Annotated in this window: 15 protein-coding genes; 5 read left to right on the top strand and 10 right to left on the bottom strand. The window is 62.8% G+C overall.

Annotated features, from left to right (window positions below):
• Positions 1–42 precede the first annotated feature (42 nt).
• Together BMX61_RS00605 and BMX61_RS00600 are read left to right on the top strand one after the other, a co-directional pair.
• Positions 43–1,209, top strand: a complete 1,167-nt coding sequence (locus tag BMX61_RS00605; RefSeq protein ID WP_075627371.1) for a divergent polysaccharide deacetylase family protein — start codon at positions 43–45, stop codon at positions 1,207–1,209.
• A gap of 113 nt (positions 1,210–1,322) precedes the next feature.
• Entirely contained in the window at positions 1,323–1,853 is a 531-nt protein-coding gene (locus tag BMX61_RS00600) for an RNA pyrophosphohydrolase (RefSeq protein WP_075627372.1), read from the top strand.
• Between the two features lie 15 nt (positions 1,854–1,868).
• On the opposite strand, the gene BMX61_RS00595 is transcribed toward BMX61_RS00600, so the two are convergent.
• The 7 genes from BMX61_RS00595 to BMX61_RS00565 all read right to left on the bottom strand — a co-directional run bounded on the left by BMX61_RS00595 (position 1,869) and on the right by BMX61_RS00565 (position 12,042).
• Entirely contained in the window at positions 1,869–3,482 is a 1,614-nt protein-coding gene (locus BMX61_RS00595) for a DHA2 family efflux MFS transporter permease subunit (protein WP_075627373.1), read from the bottom strand.
• Position 3,483: 1 nt separating this feature from the next.
• Positions 3,484–4,644 carry an HlyD family secretion protein gene (locus BMX61_RS00590; protein WP_075627374.1) on the bottom strand — a complete coding sequence of 387 codons (1,161 nt, stop codon included), beginning with the start codon at positions 4,642–4,644 and terminating at the stop codon, positions 3,484–3,486.
• 118 nt (positions 4,645–4,762) lie between these two features.
• Positions 4,763–6,649: a response regulator gene (locus tag BMX61_RS00585; RefSeq protein ID WP_075627375.1), complete on the bottom strand. Its 1,887-nt coding sequence runs from the start codon at positions 6,647–6,649 to the stop codon at positions 4,763–4,765.
• Positions 6,639–7,496, bottom strand: a complete 858-nt coding sequence (locus BMX61_RS00580; RefSeq protein ID WP_075627376.1) for a CheR family methyltransferase — start codon at positions 7,494–7,496, stop codon at positions 6,639–6,641. The genes BMX61_RS00585 and BMX61_RS00580 overlap by 11 nt, the downstream gene beginning before the upstream one ends.
• A gap of 4 nt (positions 7,497–7,500) precedes the next feature.
• On the bottom strand, positions 7,501–10,632 hold the full coding sequence (locus BMX61_RS00575; protein WP_075627377.1) for a hybrid sensor histidine kinase/response regulator: 3,132 nt from the start codon (positions 10,630–10,632) through the stop codon (positions 7,501–7,503).
• Positions 10,633–10,872: 240 nt separating this feature from the next.
• The gene (locus BMX61_RS00570; RefSeq protein WP_075627499.1) at positions 10,873–11,388 is read right to left on the bottom strand and encodes a DUF992 domain-containing protein; all 516 of its coding nucleotides are present in this window, start codon (positions 11,386–11,388) and stop codon (positions 10,873–10,875) included.
• Positions 11,389–11,643: 255 nt separating this feature from the next.
• Positions 11,644–12,042, bottom strand: coding sequence for a hypothetical protein (locus BMX61_RS00565; protein WP_075627378.1), 399 nt, complete (start codon positions 12,040–12,042; stop codon positions 11,644–11,646).
• Positions 12,043–12,373: 331 nt separating this feature from the next.
• Here BMX61_RS00565 and BMX61_RS24550 point away from each other — a divergent pair, with 331 nt between their 5' ends.
• Positions 12,374–12,529, top strand: coding sequence for a hypothetical protein (locus tag BMX61_RS24550; RefSeq protein ID WP_170854880.1), 156 nt, complete (start codon positions 12,374–12,376; stop codon positions 12,527–12,529).
• 93 nt (positions 12,530–12,622) lie between these two features.
• Here BMX61_RS24550 and BMX61_RS00560 read toward each other — a convergent pair whose 3' ends face one another.
• Positions 12,623–12,802, bottom strand: coding sequence for a hypothetical protein (locus BMX61_RS00560; protein ID WP_075627379.1), 180 nt, complete (start codon positions 12,800–12,802; stop codon positions 12,623–12,625).
• A 470-nt stretch (positions 12,803–13,272) separates the two neighbouring features.
• Here BMX61_RS00560 and BMX61_RS00555 point away from each other — a divergent pair, with 470 nt between their 5' ends.
• Entirely contained in the window at positions 13,273–13,452 is a 180-nt protein-coding gene (locus BMX61_RS00555) for a hypothetical protein (RefSeq protein ID WP_075627380.1), read from the top strand.
• Positions 13,453–13,639: 187 nt separating this feature from the next.
• On the top strand, positions 13,640–13,780 hold the full coding sequence (locus BMX61_RS24545; RefSeq protein WP_175577645.1) for a hypothetical protein: 141 nt from the start codon (positions 13,640–13,642) through the stop codon (positions 13,778–13,780).
• A gap of 27 nt (positions 13,781–13,807) precedes the next feature.
• On the opposite strand, the gene BMX61_RS00550 is transcribed toward BMX61_RS24545, so the two are convergent.
• A complete protein-coding gene (locus BMX61_RS00550; protein WP_083639405.1) occupies positions 13,808–14,992 on the bottom strand; it encodes an OpgC family protein in 1,185 nt (394 codons plus the stop codon).
• 274 nt (positions 14,993–15,266) lie between these two features.
• Entirely contained in the window at positions 15,267–23,756 is an 8,490-nt protein-coding gene (locus tag BMX61_RS00545; RefSeq protein WP_083639406.1) for a glycoside hydrolase family 94 protein, read from the bottom strand.
• Between the last annotated feature and the right edge of the window lie 483 nt (positions 23,757–24,239).

Genomic DNA, 24,239 nt, shown 5'->3' with positions numbered 1-24,239 from the left:
TACGGTGTGCGTCCCCTCCCTTTGCGCCGGCCAGAGGTTTCCTTGGCAACCGATCTCCACGCACCTCTCGGCCAGAACCGCCCCCCTCAGCGTCAGCGTCGAAAAATACTGACGCTCAACCGCCTGGGCGGCGCACTCGCCGTGCTGATTCTTGTCGGCGGTTCAGCCTATGTTGCGCTGGAGCGTCAAGCGGGGCTGATGGACAAGGCGGCGATGCCTGTCGAGCAGGCGGAAAAGCCCGCGCCGCCAGTACTGCCGCAGGCGGCTCCACCGGCCAAGCGTGCCGATGGCATCGCGCAGACCACCAATCCAGATGGTTCGGTGGTCACCAAGTTCACACCGCGTCAGACCAGTGCTGGCGGACCAGCGCTCATTTCCGTCGGCCCCAGCGGCACCCAGGATCCGCGCATGGCCGCCACGCCTAATCCCGAACTTTATGAGGATACGCCGGATGGGCGCCTGCCCATCATCGCCGCGAATGGCACGCGGCCCATGGCCTTCTACGCCCGGCCCTGGTCCGGCGCGCGCGGGACGCGCATCGCCCTCGTCGTCGGCGGGCTCGGTCTGAGCCAGACCGGAACGGACCGCGCCATCCGCCTGCTCGACCCCGCAGTGACCTTGGCGCTGGCGGCGAGCGGCAATAGCCTGATGCGCTGGGCCCAGGATGCCCGCCGCTCCGGCCATGAAATCCTGCTGCAGCTGCCGATGGAGCCCTTCGATTATCCAGCCAACGACCCCGGCCCACGCACGCTGAAGACCCGCGCCAGCGCCGAGGCCAATCTTGCAAGCTTGCACCGCGCCATGGGCAGCATCACCAATTACACCGGCGTGATGAACTTCCTCGGCGGCCGCTTTCTCTCGAATGCCGATGCGCTGGAGCCGGTCCTGCGCGAAACAGGCCAACGCGGCCTGCTCTTCCTGGATGATGGCACCTCCGCCCAGTCTCTGACCGGCACCCTGGCCGACGCTCTATCCGTTCCCCATGCTTTTGGCGATCTGGTCATCGACGGCGATATCAACCGGCAGGCTATTTTGAAGAAGCTCGACGAGCTGGAACGGATTGCGCGTCGCAACGGCACGGCCATTGGCACCGCTTCGGCCTTCGACGAGAGCATCGACGCCATTGCCCAATGGATGCGCGAGGCGGAGGCGCGGGGCATCGAATTCGTCGGCGTTTCCGCGCTCGCGAAGGATCCGGCCAAACCCTGAGGCCTTGGCATCGGCCGTTCTAGTGTTTGACATGAAAGCGCGCTAAGCAGCCGGAAGACCGGCATGCTTTGCGGCATGCGTGGCGATGATCGACATCATGCGAGGACCGGACGATGAGCAAGAAGCACGAGGCTGCCAAGGTGAAGGCTGAAGACCTGCCCTATCGTCCTTGCGTCGGCATCATGGTGCTCAATCGCGAGGGCCTGGTCTGGACCGGCCGGCGCCTCGCCGAAGGCAATTCGGAATTCGACGGCTCGGCGGAGCGCTGGCAAATGCCCCAAGGCGGCATTGACGAGGGCGAAGACCCGCTGGAGGCCGCGCGCCGCGAGCTTTACGAAGAGACGGGCATGACCAGCGTCAGCCTGCTGGCCGAAGCGCCACACTGGATCAATTATGATCTTCCGGAGCATCTGATCGGCATCGGCCTCAGGGGCAAATATCGCGGCCAGACGCAGCGCTGGTTCGCCTTCCGCTTCGAAGGCGACGATAGCGAGATCGCCATCGATCCACCGCCGGGCGGACATGCGCAGGAATTCGATGCCTGGGCATGGCGGCCGATGGACGAGGTGCCGAAGCTGATCGTCGCCTTCAAGCGCAAGGTCTATGACGAAGTGGTCGCCGCCTTCCGCCACCTCGCACCCTGAGCGCGTAGGTCTGCATCAATGCCCGGGCGCACCGGCGCCCTGATGGCCGAGATCGACTCGCCGCAGGATCAGCGCCAGCGGAATGACGGCGAGCGAGATCATCGCCAGCGTATAGAAGACGTCGATATAGGCAAGATAACTCGCCTGCTCGGCCACCTGCTGGCCGATCGCTGCGATCGCCTGACGCTGCGCATCGCCTTCGCCCACACCCCTTTGCAGGAAATACTGCGTCCACGTCTGCAGCGTCTGATCATAGCTGGGATTGGAGGGGATGACATGCTCCACCAGCCGGCTCTGGTGCCATTGCTCGCGATGGGCCAGCACGTTGGAGGCGATGGAAACGCCGATCGATCCGCCCGTGTTGCGCGCGGCATTGATCAGGGCTGAGGCCTGGTCCGTCTGGTCGGGGCGCAGCCCATCGTAGGAGGCGGAGGTGATGGGGATGAAGATCAGCGGCAGACCAAGACCGAGGATCATGCGCGACCAGGCGAAGAAGCCGAAATTGAGATCGGCATAGAGCCGCGTCATGTCCCACATGGCGACGGCGATGATCGCGCATCCAATGGCGATCAGATATTTCGGCTGAACGATGCCGGTGATGCGACCGGCGACGAACATCATCGCCATGGTCACCAGCCCGCCGGGCGAAAGCGCCAGCCCCGCCCAGGTGGCCGTATAGCCGAAATTCTCCTGCAGAACCTGTGGGATGAACTGGGTGGTGGCGATCAGGATCGCGCCTGTTGCCAGCATCACGACAAAGCATGCGCCGAACTGCCGGCTGGCGAGAAGCCGCACATCGACAACCGGATTGTCGGCGCTGAGCAGCCAGGGAATGGCGATGAAAAGCGCCAGCACACAAATCGTGGTGGCAATGATGATGAAGTTCGAGCCGAACCAGTCCTCCGTCTGCCCACGGTCGAGGACCAGTTCGAGCGCACCGAGAAAAGTGGCCACCAGCAGGAAGCCGATGATGTCGAAACGCACGCCGTGCTGCTTCATGGCGGCGCGCTCCTTCTTCAGGGACTCCGGCTCCTTGACCAGGAGATAGACCAGCACAAAGGCGAGAACGCCGACCGGCCCGTTGATCAGGAAGCACCAGTGCCAGGAGAAATTGTCGGACAGCCAGCCGCCGAGCGTCGGCCCAACGACCGGCGCCACGACGACAGCGACTCCGAACAGCGCGAAGGCCTGTCCGCGCTTGGCCGGCGGAAAGCTGTCGGCCAGGATCGATTGCGAGATCGGCACCATGCCGCCGCCGGCAAAGCCCTGAATCATTCGGAAAACCAGGAGCGATTCAAGGTTCCAGGCAAGTCCACAGAGGATCGAGGCGGTGGTGAAGGTGGCAAGGCAGACGAGATAGAACAGCCGCCGGCCATAGCGCTTGGCAATGAAGCTGGAGGCGACCAGCACGATGGCATTGGAGACGAGATAGGTCGTCACGACCCAGGACGCCTCGTCGGAACTGACCGCAAGCCCGCCGGAAATATAGCGCAGCGCCACATTGGCGATGGTCGTGTCCAGCACCTCCATGAAAGTGGCGATGGAGACGACGAGCGCAATCAGCCAGGGGTTCGTTCCTCCGGTCGATCCGCTTTTCGCCGTTCCGCCGGCGGCCGTTGCGGCAGCCATCTCACGACCTCGGACGCACGGTGACGGTCGGCACCACCGACATGCCCGGACCGACGGGCAGATCCTGCGGCCAGCGGTCGACGACGATCTTAACAGGCACGCGCTGCGTTACCTTCACATAGTTGCCGGTAGCGTTTTCGGCCGGCAGCAGGGAAAAGGCCACGCCGGAACCCGGCTGGATGGAATCCACCCGTCCCTGAAGCGGATGGTCAGGATAAGCATCGATCGTTAGCGAGACGGGCTGGCCGGGACGCATGTCGGTCAACTGCGTTTCCTTGAAATTGGCCACCACCCAGACTTCATCGGGCACGAACATGGCGACGCTCTGCCCCTGTGCCACGAACTGGCCCTTGGCACCGGACAACTGGACGACGCGGCCAGCCTGCTGGGCGGTGATCACCGTGTCCTTCAGCTTCTGCTCGGCAGCGGCCGCGGCCGCTTCGGCTTGGTGCAGCGAGGCAATGGCATTGGCGCGCTGGGCTTCCGCCACGGCCTTGTTCTTCATGGCCGAGACGACGCTCGCCTGCGTCTGGGCGGCATTGGCCTGTGCCTGGCGCAAGGACGAGGTCGCCTGCTGCGCGGTCTGCACCGTGCCGGCGCCGCTCTTGGCAAGCTCCTGCTGGCGGTTGGCCTCCTCCTGCGCGAATTGCAGGGCGGCAGCGGCAGAAGTCTGCTGCGCCCGCGCCTCATCGATGGCCGCGGCCGAAGCGGCGATCTGCGCTTCAGCACTGGCAATCGCCGCTTGCGCCGATTCCACCTGCCCCTTGGCCTGATCAAGCGCGATTCGATAATCGGTCGGGTCAATCGTCACCAGCGTCGCGCCGGCTGCGACATGCTGGTTGTCATTGACCGAGACGGTTTCGACATAGCCGGCCACCTTGGTCGAGACGGCGAAGCTGCGTGCTTCGACAAAAGCATCGTCGGTCGATTCATAGGGGTGGAAATAGATCAGCCAGATCATATAGCCGGCGATACACAGTACCACGAAGGCCACGAGGCCGAACAGGATCCAGAGCGGATGGCGGCGAAAGATCGACGGCTTCTTCTCATTCTTCTCTGCCGCCTCGCCCGCCTCCTGCTCTTGCGGCGCATCGGCGGTGTTATCCGGCGTGTCGTCACCGGTTTGGCGGGCAGAGCGGATCGGATGCTGATCGTCAGGCATGAAGGGGCGCTCCTGTCTTGAGCAGGCTCGATGGAAGGGTCGAGACAAAGCTAGAGCGCACAAACGCAACGGCTACTGCGAGATCGGCTCAATCAGACAGATCTTGCGCAGGCTAAAGTCAGCCTTGAGCCGGCAGCAGCCGATCCAGCGCCTGGAAAAGCTGCCGGTCGGTGAAGGGCTTGGACAGGAGCGGCAGATGGCGGAAGCCGGAGGGAAGGCTTTCTTGGGTATAGCCGGTGACGAAAATGAAGGGGATGGACCGGTCGCTCAGAACCTGGGCCACGGCGTCCACCGGTTCGCCACGCAAATTGCCATCGAGCAGAACGGCATCGGCGGCGCTGTCGCGCGCAAACACCATGGCCTCGCTCATGTCGCTGGCGCTCCCGGCAATGTCGAAACCCGCCTCTTCCAGGCGCTCGGCGAGATCGAGTGCCACCAGCGGCTCATCCTCGATGATGAGGATGCGTTTTTTCGCCTTTGGTTCCGGCTCGGCTGCCTTTTCCGGCAGAGCCTGCGGCGGGATAGCCTGTGGCTGCTGCGCCTGGCGAAATCCGCTGCCGGCCTTTGCCGGTGCGCTCAAGGCTGGAAGATCGGACGAACCGGCGCCGAGCGTGCTCGGCGCCTGTCCGATCACCAGCTTCAGACGCCAGGTCAGGCCTTCCGGCGCCACCTGCATCTGTGCATCCCCGCCTTCGGCGCGGGCGCTCTGCTGGATCAGCCGTGAACCGAAGCCCTTGCGCGTGATGGCGCCGACCGAAGGCCCGCCCCGCTCCTGCCAGACTAGGTCGAGCGCGCCATCAGCGAGTGTCCAGTCGAGCGTGATCCGGCCTGTGGGCACGGAATGCGCCCCATATTTTCCGGCATTGGTGGCAAGCTCATGCAGGATCATCGCCAGATGCAGGGCCTGTTGCGGCTTCAGCTGGATTGCCGGGCCGCTGGCAACGAAACGTGCGGGATCGAGCGAACCGAGGCTCAGCTGCTCGCGCAGGATCTCCTCCAGCGTTGCGCCGCTCCAGCTAGTGGCGCTGAGCAGCGCATGCGCCTTGGAAAGCGACTGGATCCGGCCCGAAAACGTGCCGGCGAAATCGCCGGGATCGGCCACATGGCGCAGCGTATGGCTAGCGATCGCCTGCACGGTGGCCAGCGTGTTCTTCACACGATGGTTGAGCTCGCCCATCAACAGACGCTGCGTTTCTTCGGCGCGGCGGCGCTCGGTGATGTCGAGGATCTGGACGCTGAGCGACAGCCGCGTCGGCCTGACACCGCCGCCTCCGCCCAGCGCCGAAATATACCATTCGGCGACCCGGACCGATCCATCGCGGTGAACAAGGCGAAACTCTTCCACTGCACGACCATCGCCGGGTTCTTCCAGGAGACGGGCAGCCTCGGCGGCGAAGCGCTCCGCCTCGTCCGCCTCCAGCCAGCCAATCTGGCGGAAGGGGCGGCCAACCACGTCGCGCGCCGAAAAGCCGAGCAGCCGCTCGGCCCCTTGCGACCAGGCCGTCACCGTCAGCGCCTGGTCGAAATCGACGAAGGCCAGGGGTGAATTATTGGCATGGGCGCGCAGTTGGGCCAGCGCCTGAGTGAGTTGCGCGCTGTTATGCGCCAGTTCCTGACGCTGGCGCGCCAGCTCGAAAAACACGCCGGTCTTGCTCTTGAGAATGCCGGCATCGATGGGCTTTTGCAGATAATCCACCGCACCGGTCTCATAGCCGCGAAACCGCCTGGTCTCATCGCTCGGCAGCGCGGTGACGAAGATGATCGGGATCGCACGCGTCCGCTCGAAGCCGCGCATCAGCTCCGCCAACTCGAAGCCGTTCATCTCCGGCATCTGCACGTCGAGCAGCGCCAGCGCCACGTCCTGCACGAGCAGAAGCTCCAGGGCCTCGGCGCCGGAGCGCGCCTTCAGGATGGTCAACCCGTCACGACGCAGCAGCGCCTCCAGCGCCGTCAGGTTTTCCTCGAGGTCATCGACGATCAGAAACGTGATGGGCTCAAGCGACATGGCGAAGTCCTTCGTCGTCGCGCGGGATCAATTGCTTGCGATAGATCTTTTCCCGGCTGGAAAATTCCGTGAAATTCTGGTGGTGACGCGAAAAGGCGAGCGTTTCCTGCAGGCCGAGACCGAGAAAGCCGCCACGTACCAGAGACTGGTCGAACAGGCCAATGGCGCGATCCTGCAGATCGCGATCGAAATAGATCAGCACATTGCGGCAGGAAACCAGATGCATCTCGGCAAAGACTTGGTCGGACACGAGACTGTGCTCGGAAAAGACCGCTTGCGCACGGAGCGACCTGTCAAAGACGGCGGCGCCATAAGCGGCGGTATAGTAATCCGACAGGGAGGTCCGCCCACCGGAGGCACGATGATTGTCGGTAAACAGCGCGATCCGGTCGAGCGCGTAGATACCGGCTTCCGCCTTGCGCAGCGCCTCGGGATTGATATCGGTTGCATAGAAGATCGTGCGGCTGGCGAGACCCTCCTCGCGAAAAAGGATCGCCATCGAATAGAGCTCCTCGCCATCGCTGCAGCCGGCAATCCAGACCTTCAGCGAGGGATAGGTTCTCAGATGCGGAAGGACCTCCTCGCGCAGCCGTTTGTAATAGCTGGGATCGCGGAAGAATTCGCTGACTTGGACCGTCAGGAAATTCAAAAGCTCGCGCATCACATCCGGCTGGTGCAGAACGAGATGCTGCAGCATGGAGAGGCTGGCACAGCCGAAATGTAGGCGCGCCTGCTCCATCCGCCGGGCGATGGAGGCCTGCGAATAGCCCCTGAAGTCATAGTGACAGACACGGTAGATCGCTTCGAGAAGCAGCGTCAGCTCGATATCGTGGGACTGGTCCATCATCCGCTCACCGGCTGATCCAGACGCGGACCAGCGACAGAAGCTTGTCGACGTCGAGCGGCTTGGTCACGTAGTCATTGGCGCCCGCGGCCAGGCATTGCACCTGATCCTGCGGCATGGCCTTTGCGGTGAGCATGATGATGGGCAGATGGTTGAGCTTGAAGCGGCTGCGGATCTCCCGCGTGGCCGTCAGCCCGTCCATCTCGGGCATCATCACATCCATCAGCACAAGATCGAAGGGCACGGTGCCGCCCTCGGCAAGCCCCTTCTCGATGACACTGAGCGCCTCCAACCCATTTCGGGCGATGGTGACCATGGCGCCATGCGCCTCGAAAATGCTGGTGAGCGCATAGACATTGCGCACATCGTCCTCGACCACCAGGATGCGCCGGCCTTCCACAGTCTCATCGCGGTTGAGCGATTTCGCCAGCATTTCCTGCTGCCGGTTGGGCAGGGCCGAAACCACCTGGTGAAGGAAAAGCGTGACCTCGTCGAGCAGCCGCTCCGGCGACTTGGCGCCCTTGATGATGATCGACTTCGCGTAGCGGCGCAGGCGCAATTCGTCGTCGGCCGAAAGCTCGCGGCCCGTATAGACGATCACAGGCGGGAAGGAGAGCGTGCTGTTTTCTCTCAGATGATCGAGCACATCGAGGCCCGAAGCATCGGGGAGCGTGAGATCGAGCACCATGCAGTCGAAAGCGTCGTTCGACAGTCTCTCGATACATTCGGCCGCCGTCTTCACCCCGACCGTGGTCACATTGCGCGAGCCGAGCAGCAGCTCCACGCTTTCAAGCTGGGTGGCATCGTCCTCGACCACCAGCACGCGGCGCACCGGCTCCTGCAGATTGTTCTCCAGCCCTTCCAGCGCATGGGCCAGTTCCTCGCGCTTCACCGGCTTCAGCGTATAGCCGGCCGCGCCGAGCGCGCGCGCCTTAAGCGCATAATCGGCGCCAGAGACGACATGAACGGGAATATGGCGCGTGCGCAAATCATGCTTCAGCCGATCGAGCACGAAGAGACCGGTATGATCGGGCAGGCCGATATCGAGAATGATCGCATGCGGCAGATATTGCCGCGCCAACACCACGCCATCATCGGCCGTGCCGGCGACGATGCACTGAAAGCCGAGATCATGGGCGAGGTCGTATAGGATTTCGGCAAAGGCGGGATCGTCCTCCACGGCAAGCAGCATGCGCTCGCCGGCTCTCAGCGTTGCCCGGTCGTCGCGGATCGGCATGGCAGGCGCCTGCATGTCGGCAAACGGCGCGGCGTCTCGCGCCTTCTCCGCCTGAACGCTGCTTGCAAGAACGGCATCCATGTTCATGCGGCGCGTAGGCTCATGGGTATTCTCGGCCAGGCCGAGGTCGCGGTCGATGGGCAGGATCAGCGTGAACGTCGACCCCTTGCCTTCCTCACTCGACACTGTGATGCGCCCGCCCAAAAGCGCGCCCAGCTCGCGCGAGATCGACAGGCCGAGGCCGGTGCCGCCATATTTGCGGCTGATCGTGCCATCGGCCTGGCGGAAGGGCTCGAAGATCGTGGCGAGATGATCCGCCGAAATGCCGATTCCGCTGTCACGTACACTGAAGGCAAGCCCATCGCCCTGACGGGCGACGGTCAGCGCAACTTCGCCACGATGGGTGAATTTCAGCGCATTGGACAGAAAATTCTTCAGCACCTGCTCCAGCCGCTGCGGATCGGTGACGAGCGTTGTCGGGACGGCTGGATTGATCGCGAGCTGAAGATCGAGCCCCTTCTGCACTGCGGTCGGATCGAAGGTGCCCTTCAGCTTGGCCAGCAGATCGGCAATCGCCACGGGCTGCATCTGCAGCTCCACCTGCCCGGCCTCGATCTTGGAAATATCGAGGATATCGTTGATCAGCACCAGGAGATCATTGCCGGCCGAGCCGATCGTTCGGGCGAATTTCACCTGCTCTTCGGTCAGGTTACCGGCTTTGTTCTCCGCCAGAAGCTGTGCCAGGATCAGCAGAGAATTGAGTGGCGTGCGCAGCTCATGCGACATGTTGGAGAGGAATTCCGACTTATAGCGGCTTCCCTGTTCGAGATCGCGCGCCTGCCGCTCCAGCTCCGTGCGGGCGCGGGTCAGCTCGTCCCGCTGCGCCGTCAGTTCGTTAGTCTGTGCTTCGAGTTCGGCATTGTTCTGCTCCAGCTCGGCCTGCTGGTGTTCCAGCCGTGCCTGGCTGTCCTGCAGAATGCGGCTCTGGGCTTCCAGCTCGTCATTGGCTGCCCTCAGCTCATCGCTTTGTGCGCGCAGCTCGTCGGCCTGCTGGCGCGTCTCTTCCAAGAGCCGGCGCAGCATGCCGCGATATTCGGCCGAACGGATGGCGATGGCAATCTTGTCGGACAGCTGGCGGAGAAGCTCTTCGACCGGATGGTCAACAGGCTTGAGAAAGCCGAGCTCGATCACCGCATGGATCGTGCCATCGGTGCCGGCAGGCGCGATGAGAAGGCGGCGCGGCAGACCGCGACCCAACGCAGAGCCGACATAAAGATAGTTTTCAGGAACCTCGTGAAGATCGATGAGCCGCCCATCCTTGGCCACCTGACCGATCAGCCCATCGCCAGGGGCAATTTCGCTTGGCACCGGCGCATCCGCCGGCAGGCCATAGGCGCCCATGCGCTGGAACCGGCCTTCGCGGTTGACGAAGAGGGCCGCACCTTGCGCGCCGACATAATCGACCAGGTAGGTCAGCACATTGTCGGCCAGCTGTTCGACGGACTGCTCGCCGGACACCCGCGCGGCCATGCCGACCTGGCCTTGGCGCAACCATTGGCTCCGCCGCATCTCCACCTTGTTGCGGATAAAGGCATAGCCACTCAGCGCCATGATCCAGCCGATAATCACGCAGAGCGAGCGGTTGACCCGGGCGATCTCCGGATTGACCCCTGCGGGCGCCAGCATGAAGCCGACCACGATCAGAACGGTGGCCGCTGCGGCGATGACCAGAGGAATGGCGGGACGTGAGGTGAGCGAAGACAGCGCGATGGCAAGAATGTAGACAAGCCAGATCGCCGTGCCCAAAGGCATCATGATATCGACGATGAAGGGCGCGACCGTCAGGCCGATCAAGATCGCATGAAGCCAGGGATCGAACCGGCCTTCGGAAATGGCTTTCATCAAATACGGCACCCCGGCGGAGCACCTTGTTGACACCTGCTCCGTTCACACCGGCGGCTGAGATAGGTCACCAGGCTTTGGGGGTCCAGACCATAGATCGCAGCTGGACCAAAAATTCATGTCCCGGGATATGGTGGTAGCGTCTGTCCTATGTCGATGTTCGAGCGAACGCGGCCGTAGATTAAACGCACAAAAACGCATGGCCGACCACATGGCGGCCATGCGTTGTTATCGGTGCGATCAGCCCTGTGGCGTCAGAGTCACCGAGGTGCCGGTGGCAGCCAGGTTGAGGCCCAGCTGGCCGCCGACGCTGACCGTCTGCAGCTGAATGGAGCCGGAGGTTCCGCCGACGAGCACATTGGCGCCGACGCCGGCAAAGACGGTGACTTCAGCCGTTGCACCCTGATAAAGACCGCCGAGCGACCCATGATGATAGCCGGCAGTCGGCGCAAACACGGCCCAGACCACGCGGCCGCGTGTCGTGAAGCCCAGATCCACGCCCATCTTGCGGATCACGCCGGAATAATAATCCTTGGTGCCGCGCGTGGAGGTGAACACGCAATCGACCGACTTTGCCGAACCGATGACATAGCCGACGCCGCCGCCGACATCGCAGCTGAGCATGCCGATCTTCACGCCGTCACGCTGATCCGCCTCCTGATAGGTCGGTGCCGTGATCATGTCCGCAGCGGAAACAGTGGTTGCGCCGGCAAGCGAGGCGGCCAGGGCCAAAACGGTGGTGAGATGTTTACGCATGATATCCTCTTCGAAACGGGTCACGGCAGAAATGACGAAAGGCGCCATTTCGTTCCCGCTTTTCATGTGCTTCGGCTAAAACTGCGGCGAATGAAGGATAGAATTGCGGCAGCGACGGCGCCAGGACAACGCATTTTGGATGACGGTTGGTCCGAAAAATCGACCGGAAGAGGCCGACAGAGCTGCGGAACCTGTCGGTCAGCGGCGCCATCCTGATGACGTATCGGCGATAAAGATCCTCGCACGCACAGGATCTCAGCCGTTGGCAAGCCAATGCGTCAACGCGGCGACGACCACAAGCCGAAGGGCCGCACCGCGCGCCAGGGCATTTTCAAGCGCCGGATCCTCAGGCGAGAAGCCGATATGTGCCATCACATCGCCGGCCGTCCATCCACGGCGCATCATCCGTGCCCGAATCTCGTCTATAGCGTCGGGTGTGAGATAGCGCCCATGGGCAATGCCGGGCGAAAGCGCCGCCGCCTCCTGACTGTTCTCCTGCAGCCAGCCGAGAAACAGCATGCGCTCCGGCTCGCTCGCTTTCATCCAGGCCTTTTTCAAACGCAGCAAGCCTTCCAGCGCATCGTCCGCCGGACGCACCGCAGCCCTCATCTTTCGCCTGCCGGCCTTCTCAGGCTTTTTCTTTGCTCTGGCCATGCCCCATGTCCGTCCGCTGGGCTGTCGCTGAGACGCGCAGCGCAGGATCGCACGGCCGTCATGCAATAGGGTCCGCGTCAAAACAATGACTTGGAGCACACATGCCGATTGAAAAGATCATGGCAGACGCTCGGCCCTGATATAGGCTGGCGCGATTGCCGCCGCCAATCGGAACCGTCTCGCCATCTTGACGCATCAAGGCGAAGCAGTCAGTTCTGCGCCCCCGGCCTTACGCCTTTGGTTGGCTCGGGGGTGCCGCGCAAGGTCAAGACAAGCTTGTGCGGCTTATGCTGGCTGACCGTCGAATGATTCGACCGAAGGAGACGACAGGATGTCGAACGACAACAGGATCTCGAGCGAGCCCAGCGAAGAAGCAATCGCGCTGTTTCTGGCCAATGACAACGGCGATGCGCTGACCGATCTCCTCGTCGCCGCCCTGGACGAAGCTTTTGAGGTGCTGAGCGAAGCGGCAGGCACGGTTCACTAACACCTTACTGAAGAGGGAAATCGGCAGACGCAACCTTCCAATCAGGGTTTGAACAGAGGGCCGTCTGTCTCCTATTCCAGATGAAGAACCCTGTCAGGATTCCATGACAGCGAGCGTCGTCGATACAACATCGATACTCATATTTTTATCTGCATGAATATTAACGGCCCAAGCTTTTTCGTATTCAATCGACAATATCGTTCTATCCAAATCGTCCATCTGATCAGCATTGAAAAATATGTCGAGCTGAAAATCCTCGATCGCCAGCATCATGCAATGCTTTGACAGCGAAATGCCCGTTATCAATTTCCCTATGAGTTCCGGTGAGACCTCATCGAGAGAGGCATTTCGGTCTGAATCTCTCTCAATTCCATGAGAGTTGTCATGAAGTGTCCATTCGCATTTAAAAACATGAATGGCCCATTCTCTTCTGGAGAGAGTTATTTCTATGCAAGAAGCTCCCTATTTGCACAAGGAAGCTTGCGCCAATAGACGTGCCAACGTCCAATATGGGCTTATTGATAAGTGACGAAACGACAAGAAGCCGTATGATATTTTCGTTACTATCATGAATATTGCCTTTCACAGACATTTATCGCTCCTTAACGACCATCTCGACGCCCATCATTGCTTGCTCAAAATTTCGCTTGCCCTGCCGTTAGCGCATGGCTGCACTGTGTGCGTGTGCATTGTTTCGAGGAGGCGGGAAGCGCATATGAAGGCGGTAACCGACGGATAGGAGAATGACGATGACCACCCCGAACAATGCACGCAAGGCAGGTTTCCTCGGCCGCGCTATCGCGGTGTTCGGCGCTGCATCGGCCGCCGCCGCCGCTGTCGAGGGCGGTCGCCGCCCGCGCGCGACGGATCTTGGCACGCTCGGCATCGATGCCGCCACCTTTGGCAAAGTCGGCCGCCGTTAAGCTGCGGAGTCACCATTGTCCCCGGTCAGGCGATCGCGTCTGGCTAAGGTAATGACGATGGATGACTGTCAAAGCTTGAGAGCGAATGCCTCAGGCATGAATCATATTCACGAATGTGAAAACGGAACGAAGCGCGGCGAAAGCTGCGCTTTTTTGTTATGGGCTGTTGTGAATCCGCATGGAATCGATGACGGTGCTGCCTGAACGCCTTGTGGTGATCGACACGCCGGTCGCGCAGAGCGCGCTTTGGCTGCACGCCGTCTTGCCGATGGCGCGGGCTGATGGGCTGATCAAACCGATCTTACAGACCCACTTTCCGGGATACTGAGCACGGCCGGCAGGCGCCTTCCATGCCTCAAGCAGCGATGGCGGCGGGCGGCTTGGAGAGGGCGCCCAGCCAGTCGAGATAGCGCGCATAGGCAAAATGCAGGCCGATGCCGGCCATGACGAACACCGTGCCCCAGACGGGATCATGTCCGGTCACGAAGAGCAGCACCTGGCCGAGCATGGCGAGAATGGTGCCGAGGATGAAGATCGGCAGGGAGTGACGCCCGATCCTGACCAGCGGATGCCCGACCGGCAGGCTCGACCAGCGGCTGACAGCTGGCAATACGGCGCAGAGATAGCCAAGCGCCAGCACGTGCAGGAGACGCGGTGTGGAGAGGAAGGTCTTGTCGAAGCCTGTCAGGACCGCCGGCAGGCCGAAGGACAAGTCAATGTTCCACCATGAGCCGGTAACCCAGAGCAGGCTGCAGATGACGTAGGCGCCGGCAAGGCCGATCAGCACGGGATGGCGCGGCAGCGACCGGCCTTCGTGTGCCCGCATCATGCAGACGATGCCGATGGCGAAGAGGAACTGCCATGAGAAAGGATTGAGGAACCAGTAGCCCTCATCCAGGAAATTGATCGGCACGATCTGGAAGATCCCGGCCCCAAGCCAGATGGCGCCGGAGACGAGCAGCAGCAGCTTAGACGAGACATTGCGCAGGAAAAGCATGCCCGGCAAGGCCAGCAGCACGATGGCATACATCGACAGGATGTTGTTGTAGCCGAGCTGGTGGCCGAGCAGCACCATGGCGACGATCCCCTGCTCCGTCCGGTCCACCAGCGGGCGGATATTGATCTCGCCCACCAGGTCCTGCCGTCCGAAATAGAGCGCGCCGCCGGCGAAGATCGCCAGGGTGATGATGCTCGTCATGATGTGGGCGACATAGAGGGTAAAAGCACGCCGCCAGATCTTGATCGCTGTCGCCGTGCGCTTCCCGGGCACGAATTTGCGGCCATAGGCGAGGCCTGCCGAGAGGCCGGAGATCAGCACGAAGGCTTCGGCTGAATCGGAAAAGCCGAAATTCTTCGAGGTCAGGTGTTCGAGATATTGACCGGGGACATGATTGACGAAAATCATCAGGAGGCAGATCGCGCGGAAGACATCCAGCCGGGTGTCGCGTGCCTGAGGAACCTCCGCCTTCGACGGGCCGAGGGCGGAGCTGGCGGCATAGGGCCTTGAATGGCGTTCGAGAGGCGGCGTGATCTGCAGCATGCTGGCTTTCCCTTGACCAGGCGCGGCGGCCCGGTCTCGAGATCATGAGAAGGCCGTCCGACGCGATGCGACTGCGCGTCGAGACGAACATAGGCAGCCGGCCGGCTTTGACAGCCTTCTCCTGGCCGGGAGGCAAGGAAAAGATCATCCTCATCACGCACGTCTTCGTGAAGACGGGCGCAAAATGCGGCCCTTGGCTCTGTCGGTCCAGACACTCAGTCGAGCGAGAGAAGGACCGGCGCCCGCAGGCAGCCGGCCCTCTTCTCGAATCGGATCAGAGCAGAAGACCTTCCTGCGCGTTTTTTATGGCGGTCTGGTCGAGGCTCACCTCATAGGCCGTGTCACCGTTGCGACGGACATCAATGCGGCGCGCCTTTCCGTCGATCGTGAAGGTGATCGAGAAGCCATCCCAATGCGCCGGGATAACGGGATCGACGATCACCCGCTCGCCCTGACGCGTCACGCCGAGAATGCCCTCAACGGCCGCGCGGTAGAGCCAGGCGGCAGACCCCGTATACCAGGTCCACCCACCCCGGCCGGTCAGGGCGCCATCGCCGTAGATATCCGCGGCGACGACATAGGGTTCGACCCGGTAGAGATCGGCTGCCGGTCGATCAAGCGCATGGTTGACCGGGTTCAGCATGGAGAAGGCCTTCCAGGCATCCTCCGATCGCTTCAGCCGCGCCAGAGCCAGCACCACCCAGGTGGCGGCATGGGTATATTGGCCGCCGTTTTCGCGGACGCCGGGCGGATAGGCCTTGATATAGCCGGGATCCTGCTCGGTTCCCGACAGAGGGGGCGTGAACAGGCGGATGATCTGGTGCCGCTCGTCCGCCAGATTGGCGAGAACCGCATCCATGGCCTGGGCCGCGCGGGCCGGATCGCCTTCGCCCGACAGGACGCTCCAGGACTGGGCGATCGAGTCGATGCGGCATTCGTCGCTGTCGGCAGTGCCGAGCGGCGTGCCGTCATCATAGGTGCCGCGGCGGTAATACGCGCCATCCCAGCCGGCCTGTTCCAGCGAGGCCTTGAGGGCCTCGAGATGGGCCGACCAGTGGCTGGCCCGTGTCTCGTCGCCACGCGACCGCGCGATCTCGATGAAGGGCCGCAGCGTGGCGGCCAGGAACCAGCCGAGCCAGACGCTGGTGCCGCGCCCGTCGATGCCCACGCGGTTCATGCCGTCGTTCCAGTCGCCGCCGAGGATCAGCGGCAGACCGTTTTCGCCGGTGCGCTTTATCGCGAGATCGAGCGCCAGGGCGCAATGCTCGTAAAGGCTCGCCACCGTCTCGGAAACCTTGGGCTGGAAGAAGCGGTCATGCTGACCGGGCTCCAGCGGATCGCCCTCGATGAAGGGGATCTCGGCATCGAGAATATCGACCGTGCCGGTCGCCTTGCAGAAGCTGTTGACGGCATAGCCGAGCCAGACGACGTCGTCCGAAATCAGCGTGCGCACGCCGGCGCCGGTGCCGGGCAGCCACCAATGCAGCACGTCGCCTTCCTTGAACTGCCGTGCGGCGGCATTGAGGATCTGCGCGCGCGCCAGCTCCGGCCGATGGCTGATGAAGGCCAGCGTGTCCTGCAGCTGGTCGCGGAAGCCATAGGCGCCGCTCGCCTGATAGAAGGCCGAACGGGCGAGGATGCGGCAACCCAGGCTCTGATAGGGCAGCCAGCGATTGACCAGATTGTTGAAGGCCGCGTCAGGCGTTTCCACCTGCACATGGCCGGTGAAGTCGCGCCAGAACGCCTTGGCGGCATCAAGGATCGCCTCGAAGCTTTCGCCACGGACGGCGTTGAGATGGTCCACCGCCTCGGCGCGGTCATCGCCGTCGCCGAGATAGATCACTAGCTCGTGGCGCGCGCCGGGGGCGAGCGTCAGATCGCTGGCAAGGGCTGCGCAGGGGTCGCCGTCGATGGCCGTCGCACCGGAGAGCTTGGCCCCGTCGAGCACGGCCTGCGGCGCCTGGATCGCGCCGAAGCCGCCCAGGAACTCGCGCCGGCTCGCCGTATGGCTCGACGGCGTGTCGCTCAGCGCCAGGAAGGCCGTGCGGCTTCCATAGTCGATACTGTAGGGATTGGCTGCCATGACGGCACCCGAGGCATCGTCATAATGAGGGACGATGAAGGGCGCGGTCTTGGCGCGGTTATTGCCAAGCACCCATTCGGCATAGGCATAGGCGCGCAGCTGGCGCGGCTCGGCGCTGTCATTGACGATGACGAGCCTGAGAGCCTTGACCGGGCGGCTGGCGTGAACGGTCTGCGTCACCTCGATCGACAGCCCGTCCTGCTGGCTTGCGAACACCGAATAGCCGAGGCCATGGCGGGTTTCGAAGACGACATCCTGCCGGCGCGACAGCGAGGCATAGGGCGAAAGGACCGCGCCGCGATCGAGGTCGCGCAGGAAGATCGCCTCGCCGGGGCGGTTGGTGACGACGTCGTTGCTCCAGGGCGTCAGCTGGTAGTCGCGCGAATTGCGGCTCCAGCTGAAGGCGGCGCCATCGGCGGAGACATGGAAGCCGAAACGCTCGTTGGAGATGACGTTGATCCACGGATGCGGCGTCGTCTCGCCACCGGTGAGACGGGTGACATATTCGCCGCCGTCCTTGGTGAAGCCGCCATAGCCGTTCCAGTAATCGAGATCCTCGCCCGAGACCGTAGCCGGCGTGCGGGTGAGATCGGCCGGCGGGATAGGGCTCAGCGGCGGCTGACCTTCCTTGGCCGAGACCGGCTTGGCATAGAGCGCTTCAGCGCGGGTGATCTGGTCGGAGATCTTGCCGTTGCGGGCATGGAAGACCGCGCGTGCCGCTGCCAGCAGCGCCGAATAGGTGGCCGGCTCCATCGTGTCGCGGCGCACCGCGAAGATATGCTGGCGGCCACCGTCGCCGATGGCGCGCATCTTCATCGCTTCGCACATGGCATCCAGCGCATGCTGGGTGTCCTGCACATAGGAGGAGGCGCGCTCGTTGAGGATCACGACATCGACAATCACGCCGCGCGTGCGCAGGAACTCTTGGCCACGCAAGGCCTCACGGGCGATGTTGAGGTCGATATCGTCATTGATGCGCACCAGCACGATCGGGAAATCGCCCGAAATCGACAGCGGCCAGAGCGCCGACTGTGAGCCGAGGCCGCTTTCGACGAAGGCCGCATCGGCGCGCAGGTGCATGTCGGGATAGACCAGATAGCGGGCCAGCATCTGGAAGCTCGCGGCTTCCTGCGAGGTGATGCCGACATGGCGCATCTGCACCTGGGCGCGAGTCCAGGCCTGGATCAGCTCCTGTTCGAAGCTGGCGGCATGGCGGTAGCGCTCGACGGCGGAGTCGAGATCCTGACGCGTCGGCGCGGCAATCGTCCAGACGATGACCTGCACCTTCTTGCCGGCGGGGACACGCACGGTGCGGCGCAGCGCCATGACCGGATCGAGCGTGAAGCCGTCCGTACCGGAGAGCTTGACGTCGCCGTCGAAAGCGCGGGCTTCGGCCAGCGTGCGGCCCGGGCCGATGAAGCGGCGGCGGTCGGTCTCGGCTTCCGTCTGGCGCGAGGCGCCGGCGCTGTCGGTGATCAGATGCGCCACCAGCATGTCAGGCTCGTTGGCCGCGCGCTTGTTGCGCACGACGCGGATGACGTCGCCCTTCGGATCGATCTCCGTCTTGAGGAACATTTTCGAGAACAGCGGATGGGCGCTGTCTGTGTCATCCGTGGTCAGAACCGGCTCGGCATAGGAGGTGACCTCGATGAAACGATCCTCGGTGCCGGTGTTGACCAGCGTCAGGCGGCGGCCTTCGGCATCGTGCTCGGTGGCGACGATGCATTCGACTTCGCTCGTGAGATCGCCGACGACCTTGATGAATTCGGCCTTGTCGTCACCGAACTTGGTCGAGGCCTTCTCGCCGTCGATGCGACGCGGCTCGGCGGTCGCCGACCACCACTGGCCGCTTGCCGTGTCGCGCAGGAACAGGAAGGTGCCGGTGCGATCCTCGACCGGATCGGGCTTCCAGCGCACGACCGTCTGGCCGTTCCAGCGCGAATAGCCCGCGCCTGTCGCGGTGAGCATCAACGAATAGTGACCGTTGGAGAGGAAGACCGTCTCGCGATCCTTGAGCAGCGGATTGACGATGCTGCGGACTTCGGGACGCAGAAGGTCCGCCTGACCCTTGCCGAGCGATTCATGCTCGCGCTTGGCGTTCATGATCGGGATATCACGTGGCGCCTTTTCCTGCAGCAGAAGCTCGGCGGCTTCGATCACCGGATCGGCGTGGAACCACTCGCGCAGGCGGCCATTGAAGACCACGTTCGCTACGGCGGCAATCGACATGCCATGGTGGTGGGCATAGTAGTTGCGCACCACCGCGCAGGTCTTGCCCTCCGGCACGCGGGTCGGCGTGTAGTCCACCGCGTCGTAATAGCCATAGGGACCAAGGGCACCGACGGCGCGCAGCCGCTTCAGGTTCGACAGCGCCGACTTCGGATCATACATCGAGGCGAGGATCGAGGCGTAAGGCGCGATCACGGCATTCTGGCCGAGGCCACGCTTGAGGCCGAGCGTCGGCACCCCGAAATTCGTGTATTGATAGGTCAGCTCGTGGTCGCGGGCGTTGAAGGCCGCTTCCGAAATGCCCCAGGGCGTGCCCAGGCGCCGGCCATGGTTCATCTGTTCGCGCACCACCAGATTGTTGGTCTGGTTGAGGATGCCGCCGTAGCGCTCCTGCATGACCAGCGGCGGCATCAGATATTCGAACATCGAGCCGGACCAGGAGACCAGCGCGCCGCGCGAGCCGATCGGCACGACCGGACGGCCGAGCTTGTACCAGTGCTCGGTCGGCAGGTCGCCCTTGGCGATGGCGAAGAGCGAGGTCAGGCGTGCTTCGGAGGCGAGCAGATCGTAGCAGGCCTCATCGAGCTCACCCGTGGCGACGCGATAGCCGATCGACAGCAGCCGACGCTCGGGACGGAAGAGGAAGCTGAAATCCATGGAGAAGGCGAGATCGCGGGCGCGGTCACGCAGGACGATCAGCCGCTCGCGCAGCGTCTCGATGGCCGAGAGATCGAATACGCCGTCGGAAATATGCGCTTCGCAGGTCTTGACCAGGAGATTGGCCCAGCGGTTGATCTCGCCGCTCTTTTCGCTCTTGATCTCGTGGTTGAGATTCAGCGCCAGCTTTTCGATATCGCGGGCGAGAACGGCCAGATTGATGACGCGGATCGAGGCGAATTCACGCTCCCGTTTCACGGCCTCCAACGCATTGTGGAAGCCGGAGATGCGCTCTTCCAGATGGCGGCGCAGCGGGCGAACCGTGCGGCGATCATCCGGCAGGTCGGCCAGTGTTTCCGCCAGGATGCCGGCGACATCGCCGATGCCGTCGAGATTGCCCTGAACATGCGCCGAAGGTGCTTCTGCCCAGTCGCGGCACATGGAGGAGACGGCGATCAGATGGCCGGCCAGATTGCCGCTGTCGACGGCGGAGATATAGCGCGGCTCCATCGGCGCCAGAGGATTGGTCGTGTACCAGTTGAACAGATGGCCGCGGAACTTCGGCATGGCGTCGAGCGTGCCGATCGTCTCTTCCAGCCGGCGGACCGTCTCTTCAAAGCCGATCCAGCCGAAATCACGGGCAGACATGACCGAGAGCAGGTAGACGCCGATATTGGTGGGCGAGGTGCGCTCGGCCAGAATCGGATGCGGTATCTCCTGGAAATTGTCCGGCGGCAGGAAAGACTGCTTCTCGTTGACGAAATCCTCGTAATAGCGCCAGGTGCGCCGCGCGATCATGCGCAGCTCCGCCTTGTTCGGTTCCGAGACGACCAGCTGATCCTCGGTTTCGGCAGACTGGCTGACGAGCCAGGCAATGGCCGGAGACAATGCCCAGATCGCCGCAAAAGGCAGGCCGATGAAGGGCAAGCCCGAATCCGAGACGGCGGCGATCAGCAGCGACACGGCGGCAATCGTCGGGGCCGTCCACATGCTGCGGTAATAATCGGCGACCGAACCGTTGGACGTGCTCTGCACCTGAGCGGCCGTGCGCCATTCCAGCATCAGCTTGCGGCTGACGAAGGTGCGGTAGATCGCGCGCACGATGGCATCCGCCATCATCGCCGCGCCATGGGCGATGAAGACGATCCGCAGGGCGACCTGCGCATTGGCCGAACGAACTTCCGAGAGGACGGCATGCAGATGGGCGCGCGCGACGATATCGTTGCGCCGGGGCAGGATGCTGTTGAAGAGCGAGAGCGTGGGCGCCACGAAGAGCGAGAAGATCAGCACGATCTGCCAGATCAGCGCATCCGTCGGCTCCATGTAATACCAGCCCATGACCGAGGCGATGACCCAGGCAATCGGGATCAGCGAGCGGCGCAGGTTGTCATACATCTTCCAGCGGCCGAGCATGGACAGGCCGTTGGACGGATCAATGATATAGGGAAGCAGCTGCCAATCGCCGCGCGTCCAGCGATGCTGGCGCGACATTTCGACTTCGTAGCGGATCGGGAAATCCTCGACCAGCTCGACATCGCTGACCAGTGCGCAGCGCGCCAGCGAGCCTTCGAGCAGGTCGTGACTGAGAACCGCGTTCTCATCGATCTTGCCGCGGATTGCCGATTCGAAGGCGTCGACGTGATAGAGGCCCTTGCCGGTGAAGGTGCCTTCGCCGGCAATGTCCTGATAGACGTCGGAGACGGTGAAGACATAGGGGTCTATGCCGCGATTGGCCGAGAAGATCCGCTGGAAGGCCGAAGCCTCGCTGCCCGTCGTCAAAGAGGGGGTGACGCGCGGCTGCAGGATCGAATAGCCCGAGGTAACGACACCGGTCTTGACGTCGATGACCGGGCGGTTGATCGGGTGATAGAGCTTGCCGACGAGCTTGGTCACCGCATCGCGCATCAGGCGCGTGTCGGCGTCCAGGGTCATGACATATTGAACATCGGCGGGCACTTCGTCGGCGCCGGCGAGGAAGGTCGTGTCGCGGTCGCCGCGCAGAAGCAGGTTCAGCTCATGCAGCTTGCCGCGCTTGCGCTCCCAGCCCATCCACACGCCTTCGCCTTCATTGTAGAGGCGGCGGCGGTGCAGAAGGAAGAAGCGCTTGCGCCCGTCATGCGAATAGCGGGCCGAAAGCGCCTCGATCTCCTGCTTGGCATGATCGAGAATGTCGAGATCGTGCGCGGTCTGCTCGACCGGGCTATCGGCCCAGTCGCTCAACAGCGCGAAGGAAATCTCGCCCTTCGGGTTGGCGAGATAATGAACCTCGAGATTGCGGACCAGCTCGTCGACATGGTCACGCTTGGAAATCAGGCAGGGCACGACGACGAGCGTGCGCGCCTCCGGCGGAATGCCCTCCAGGAACTCGTAGCCTGACAGACGCGTCGGCGTGACGAACAGCGTCACCACCGTGTTGAACAGGCCCATCGCCCCTTCGGAGGCCGGCAGGGCAAAGAGAAGCAGCAGGATCAGCTTGGCGCCGTCGGGCATGTCCATCGGGCTGATGAAGCCATAGACGATGATCATGGCCAGCACGGTCAAAAGCAGGTTCGGCCCAGCGATCGCCAGCCAGTTCAGGCTGCGGGCAAAACGAATGGCTTTCTGCAGCGGCGAGGGATCGTAGCCGATCGCCTGTTCGAGCGCGCCCTTGCGATTGCCGACGAGAAGTTCTCCGACATTGGGCTCGTGCTTGAGTGTGCCAGCCTCATAGGCCGCCTTCTCCTCACGCACGATCCTGAGCGCCGTCTGGGTGACCTCGAGCTCGGAGACCTTGGAACGCTTGGCGAGCTTCTCGATCGTCGTGCGGTATTTGTTGCGCGAACCGAAATCGAGCGCTGTGTAGTCCGCACCGTCGCGCAGGGCCTCGTCCACCTTGCTGACGCTTTCGAACCAGACGGCCCAGTCGGTGTCGTCGATCTTGCGCAGCGAGCGGATGATGTTGCTCATCGTCGCATTGCCGGACGCGAGCCGGTTCTGTTCGGCGGCTAGGGCATCCTCGACATGGCTGTTGCGCTTGTCGAGCAGGTCTTCCAGCCAGGCCATGACCACGCCTTCGCTGGCCGAGCCGTCGCGCAGGCGATAGAGCAGCTGGGCGACGAAGGTATTGTCGGCCGCCAGCGCCTCGAAACCGGCGAGCAGCACCTTGACCTTATCGGGGTCGCCGGCGCGCTCGATCTGGTCGGCCACGTCATTGGCCTTGTTGCGCATGGTGCGCGAACGATCGACCCGCATGGCGATACGGCGCAGGTTCTCGATCAGGATGAAGCGGACGATCGACGGCAGGGCCCAGAGCTCGCCGATCTGGAAGGCGCTGTGCTTCTGGAAGCCCTCGACGATGGCCGTCAGCGTGTCTTGCGTGACAGTGGAATGGGTGTGGGCGACATAGAGCCAGCCCAGCGCCATGATCCGCGGAATCTCGGTGCCGGCAACCGGCACGGTCGGCAGCTGGCGATAGAAGCGGCGGGGGAAATCGCGACGGACCTCCTGGATCGCTTCCTCGACGATATAGTGATTGTCGAGCAGCCATTCGGCCGCCGGCGTGATCGAGGCGCCAGCTTCGACATCGGCCGCGGTGATTTTATAGACCCGGAAGATCTCATTCTCGTTCTCGCGGTGGCGAGCCCGGAATTCGAAGGGAAAGAAGGCGGCGAGCGGCGGTGCGCCATTGCGCGCGAGCGTCTCGCCCACATTGCGCAGCTCGTCCGTCGACAGATAGGTCGAGCGGATGGAATCGTTGTAATCGACCTGAAGATTTTGCGGGTCTGGCGAGGCGGTCTGCGGGGTATTGAGGGCCATGGGTGCGGGTTCTAGCGTCCAAACGAAAGGTTGGCGGTACCGGCAAAGCCGGGAAAACGTCATGCCCTGCCTGCGGCGGAGTCCGGCTTGGGCCTTAGGCCTTCAGTCGGTCCGACGCGACGAGAGGCCGAGGCAGGCCACCAGCTGCTTCATGCAGGCTGGCCTCCATCCGCGAAACCATCATGGCTTCGCAGGCTTCGGATCCCGTCTACACTGTCAACACGATGGCAGACATGCGGCGCAGATAGGGGGCAGGATTTCGTAATCAAGCGAAGGTCGATGTTGTTCTACTTCATAATGTCGAAAACCGGAAGGGTCTCTCCCATAAAATTAGTGAGCGATTTCAATGCTATAAAGCATTGAAGCATCGGATATCCGCTTGAATGTGGCAATCCTTATGGTGATGGAGCACGACAGCTCTCCAGAAAGCGGGTTGGATCGTCTCGCGCTCGATGACAGGCGGTCACGGCGCCTTTATGGCAG

The sequence above is a fragment of the Xaviernesmea oryzae genome (assembly GCF_900109605.1).
Lineage (GTDB): Bacteria > Pseudomonadota > Alphaproteobacteria > Rhizobiales > Rhizobiaceae > Xaviernesmea > Xaviernesmea oryzae.
Note: the sequence above shows the minus strand (reverse complement) of the source record. Positions and strands in the feature narration are given on the sequence as shown.

What these genes read in the sequence shown, in the direction of transcription:
- BMX61_RS00560 (WP_075627379.1), bottom strand. Translation starts at nt 12,802, where the DNA reads ATGATGCTGGCGATCGAGGATTTTCAGCTCGACATATTTTTCAATGCT.
- BMX61_RS00570 (WP_075627499.1), bottom strand. Translation starts at nt 11,388, where the DNA reads ATGCGTAAACATCTCACCACCGTTTTGGCCCTGGCCGCCTCGCTTGCC.
- BMX61_RS00590 (WP_075627374.1), bottom strand. Translation starts at nt 4,644, where the DNA reads ATGCCTGACGATCAGCATCCGATCCGCTCTGCCCGCCAAACCGGTGAC.
- BMX61_RS00550 (WP_083639405.1), bottom strand. Translation starts at nt 14,992, where the DNA reads ATGCTGCAGATCACGCCGCCTCTCGAACGCCATTCAAGGCCCTATGCC.
- BMX61_RS00555 (WP_075627380.1), top strand. Translation starts at nt 13,273, where the DNA reads ATGACGATGACCACCCCGAACAATGCACGCAAGGCAGGTTTCCTCGGC.
- BMX61_RS00585 (WP_075627375.1), bottom strand. Translation starts at nt 6,649, where the DNA reads ATGTCGCTTGAGCCCATCACGTTTCTGATCGTCGATGACCTCGAGGAA.
- BMX61_RS00600 (WP_075627372.1), top strand. Translation starts at nt 1,323, where the DNA reads ATGAGCAAGAAGCACGAGGCTGCCAAGGTGAAGGCTGAAGACCTGCCC.
- BMX61_RS00565 (WP_075627378.1), bottom strand. Translation starts at nt 12,042, where the DNA reads ATGGCCAGAGCAAAGAAAAAGCCTGAGAAGGCCGGCAGGCGAAAGATG.
- BMX61_RS24550 (WP_170854880.1), top strand. Translation starts at nt 12,374, where the DNA reads ATGTCGAACGACAACAGGATCTCGAGCGAGCCCAGCGAAGAAGCAATC.
- BMX61_RS00545 (WP_083639406.1), bottom strand. Translation starts at nt 23,756, where the DNA reads ATGGCCCTCAATACCCCGCAGACCGCCTCGCCAGACCCGCAAAATCTT.
- BMX61_RS00595 (WP_075627373.1), bottom strand. Translation starts at nt 3,482, where the DNA reads ATGGCTGCCGCAACGGCCGCCGGCGGAACGGCGAAAAGCGGATCGACC.
- BMX61_RS00575 (WP_075627377.1), bottom strand. Translation starts at nt 10,632, where the DNA reads ATGAAAGCCATTTCCGAAGGCCGGTTCGATCCCTGGCTTCATGCGATC.
- BMX61_RS00580 (WP_075627376.1), bottom strand. Translation starts at nt 7,496, where the DNA reads ATGATGGACCAGTCCCACGATATCGAGCTGACGCTGCTTCTCGAAGCG.
- BMX61_RS24545 (WP_175577645.1), top strand. Translation starts at nt 13,640, where the DNA reads ATGACGGTGCTGCCTGAACGCCTTGTGGTGATCGACACGCCGGTCGCG.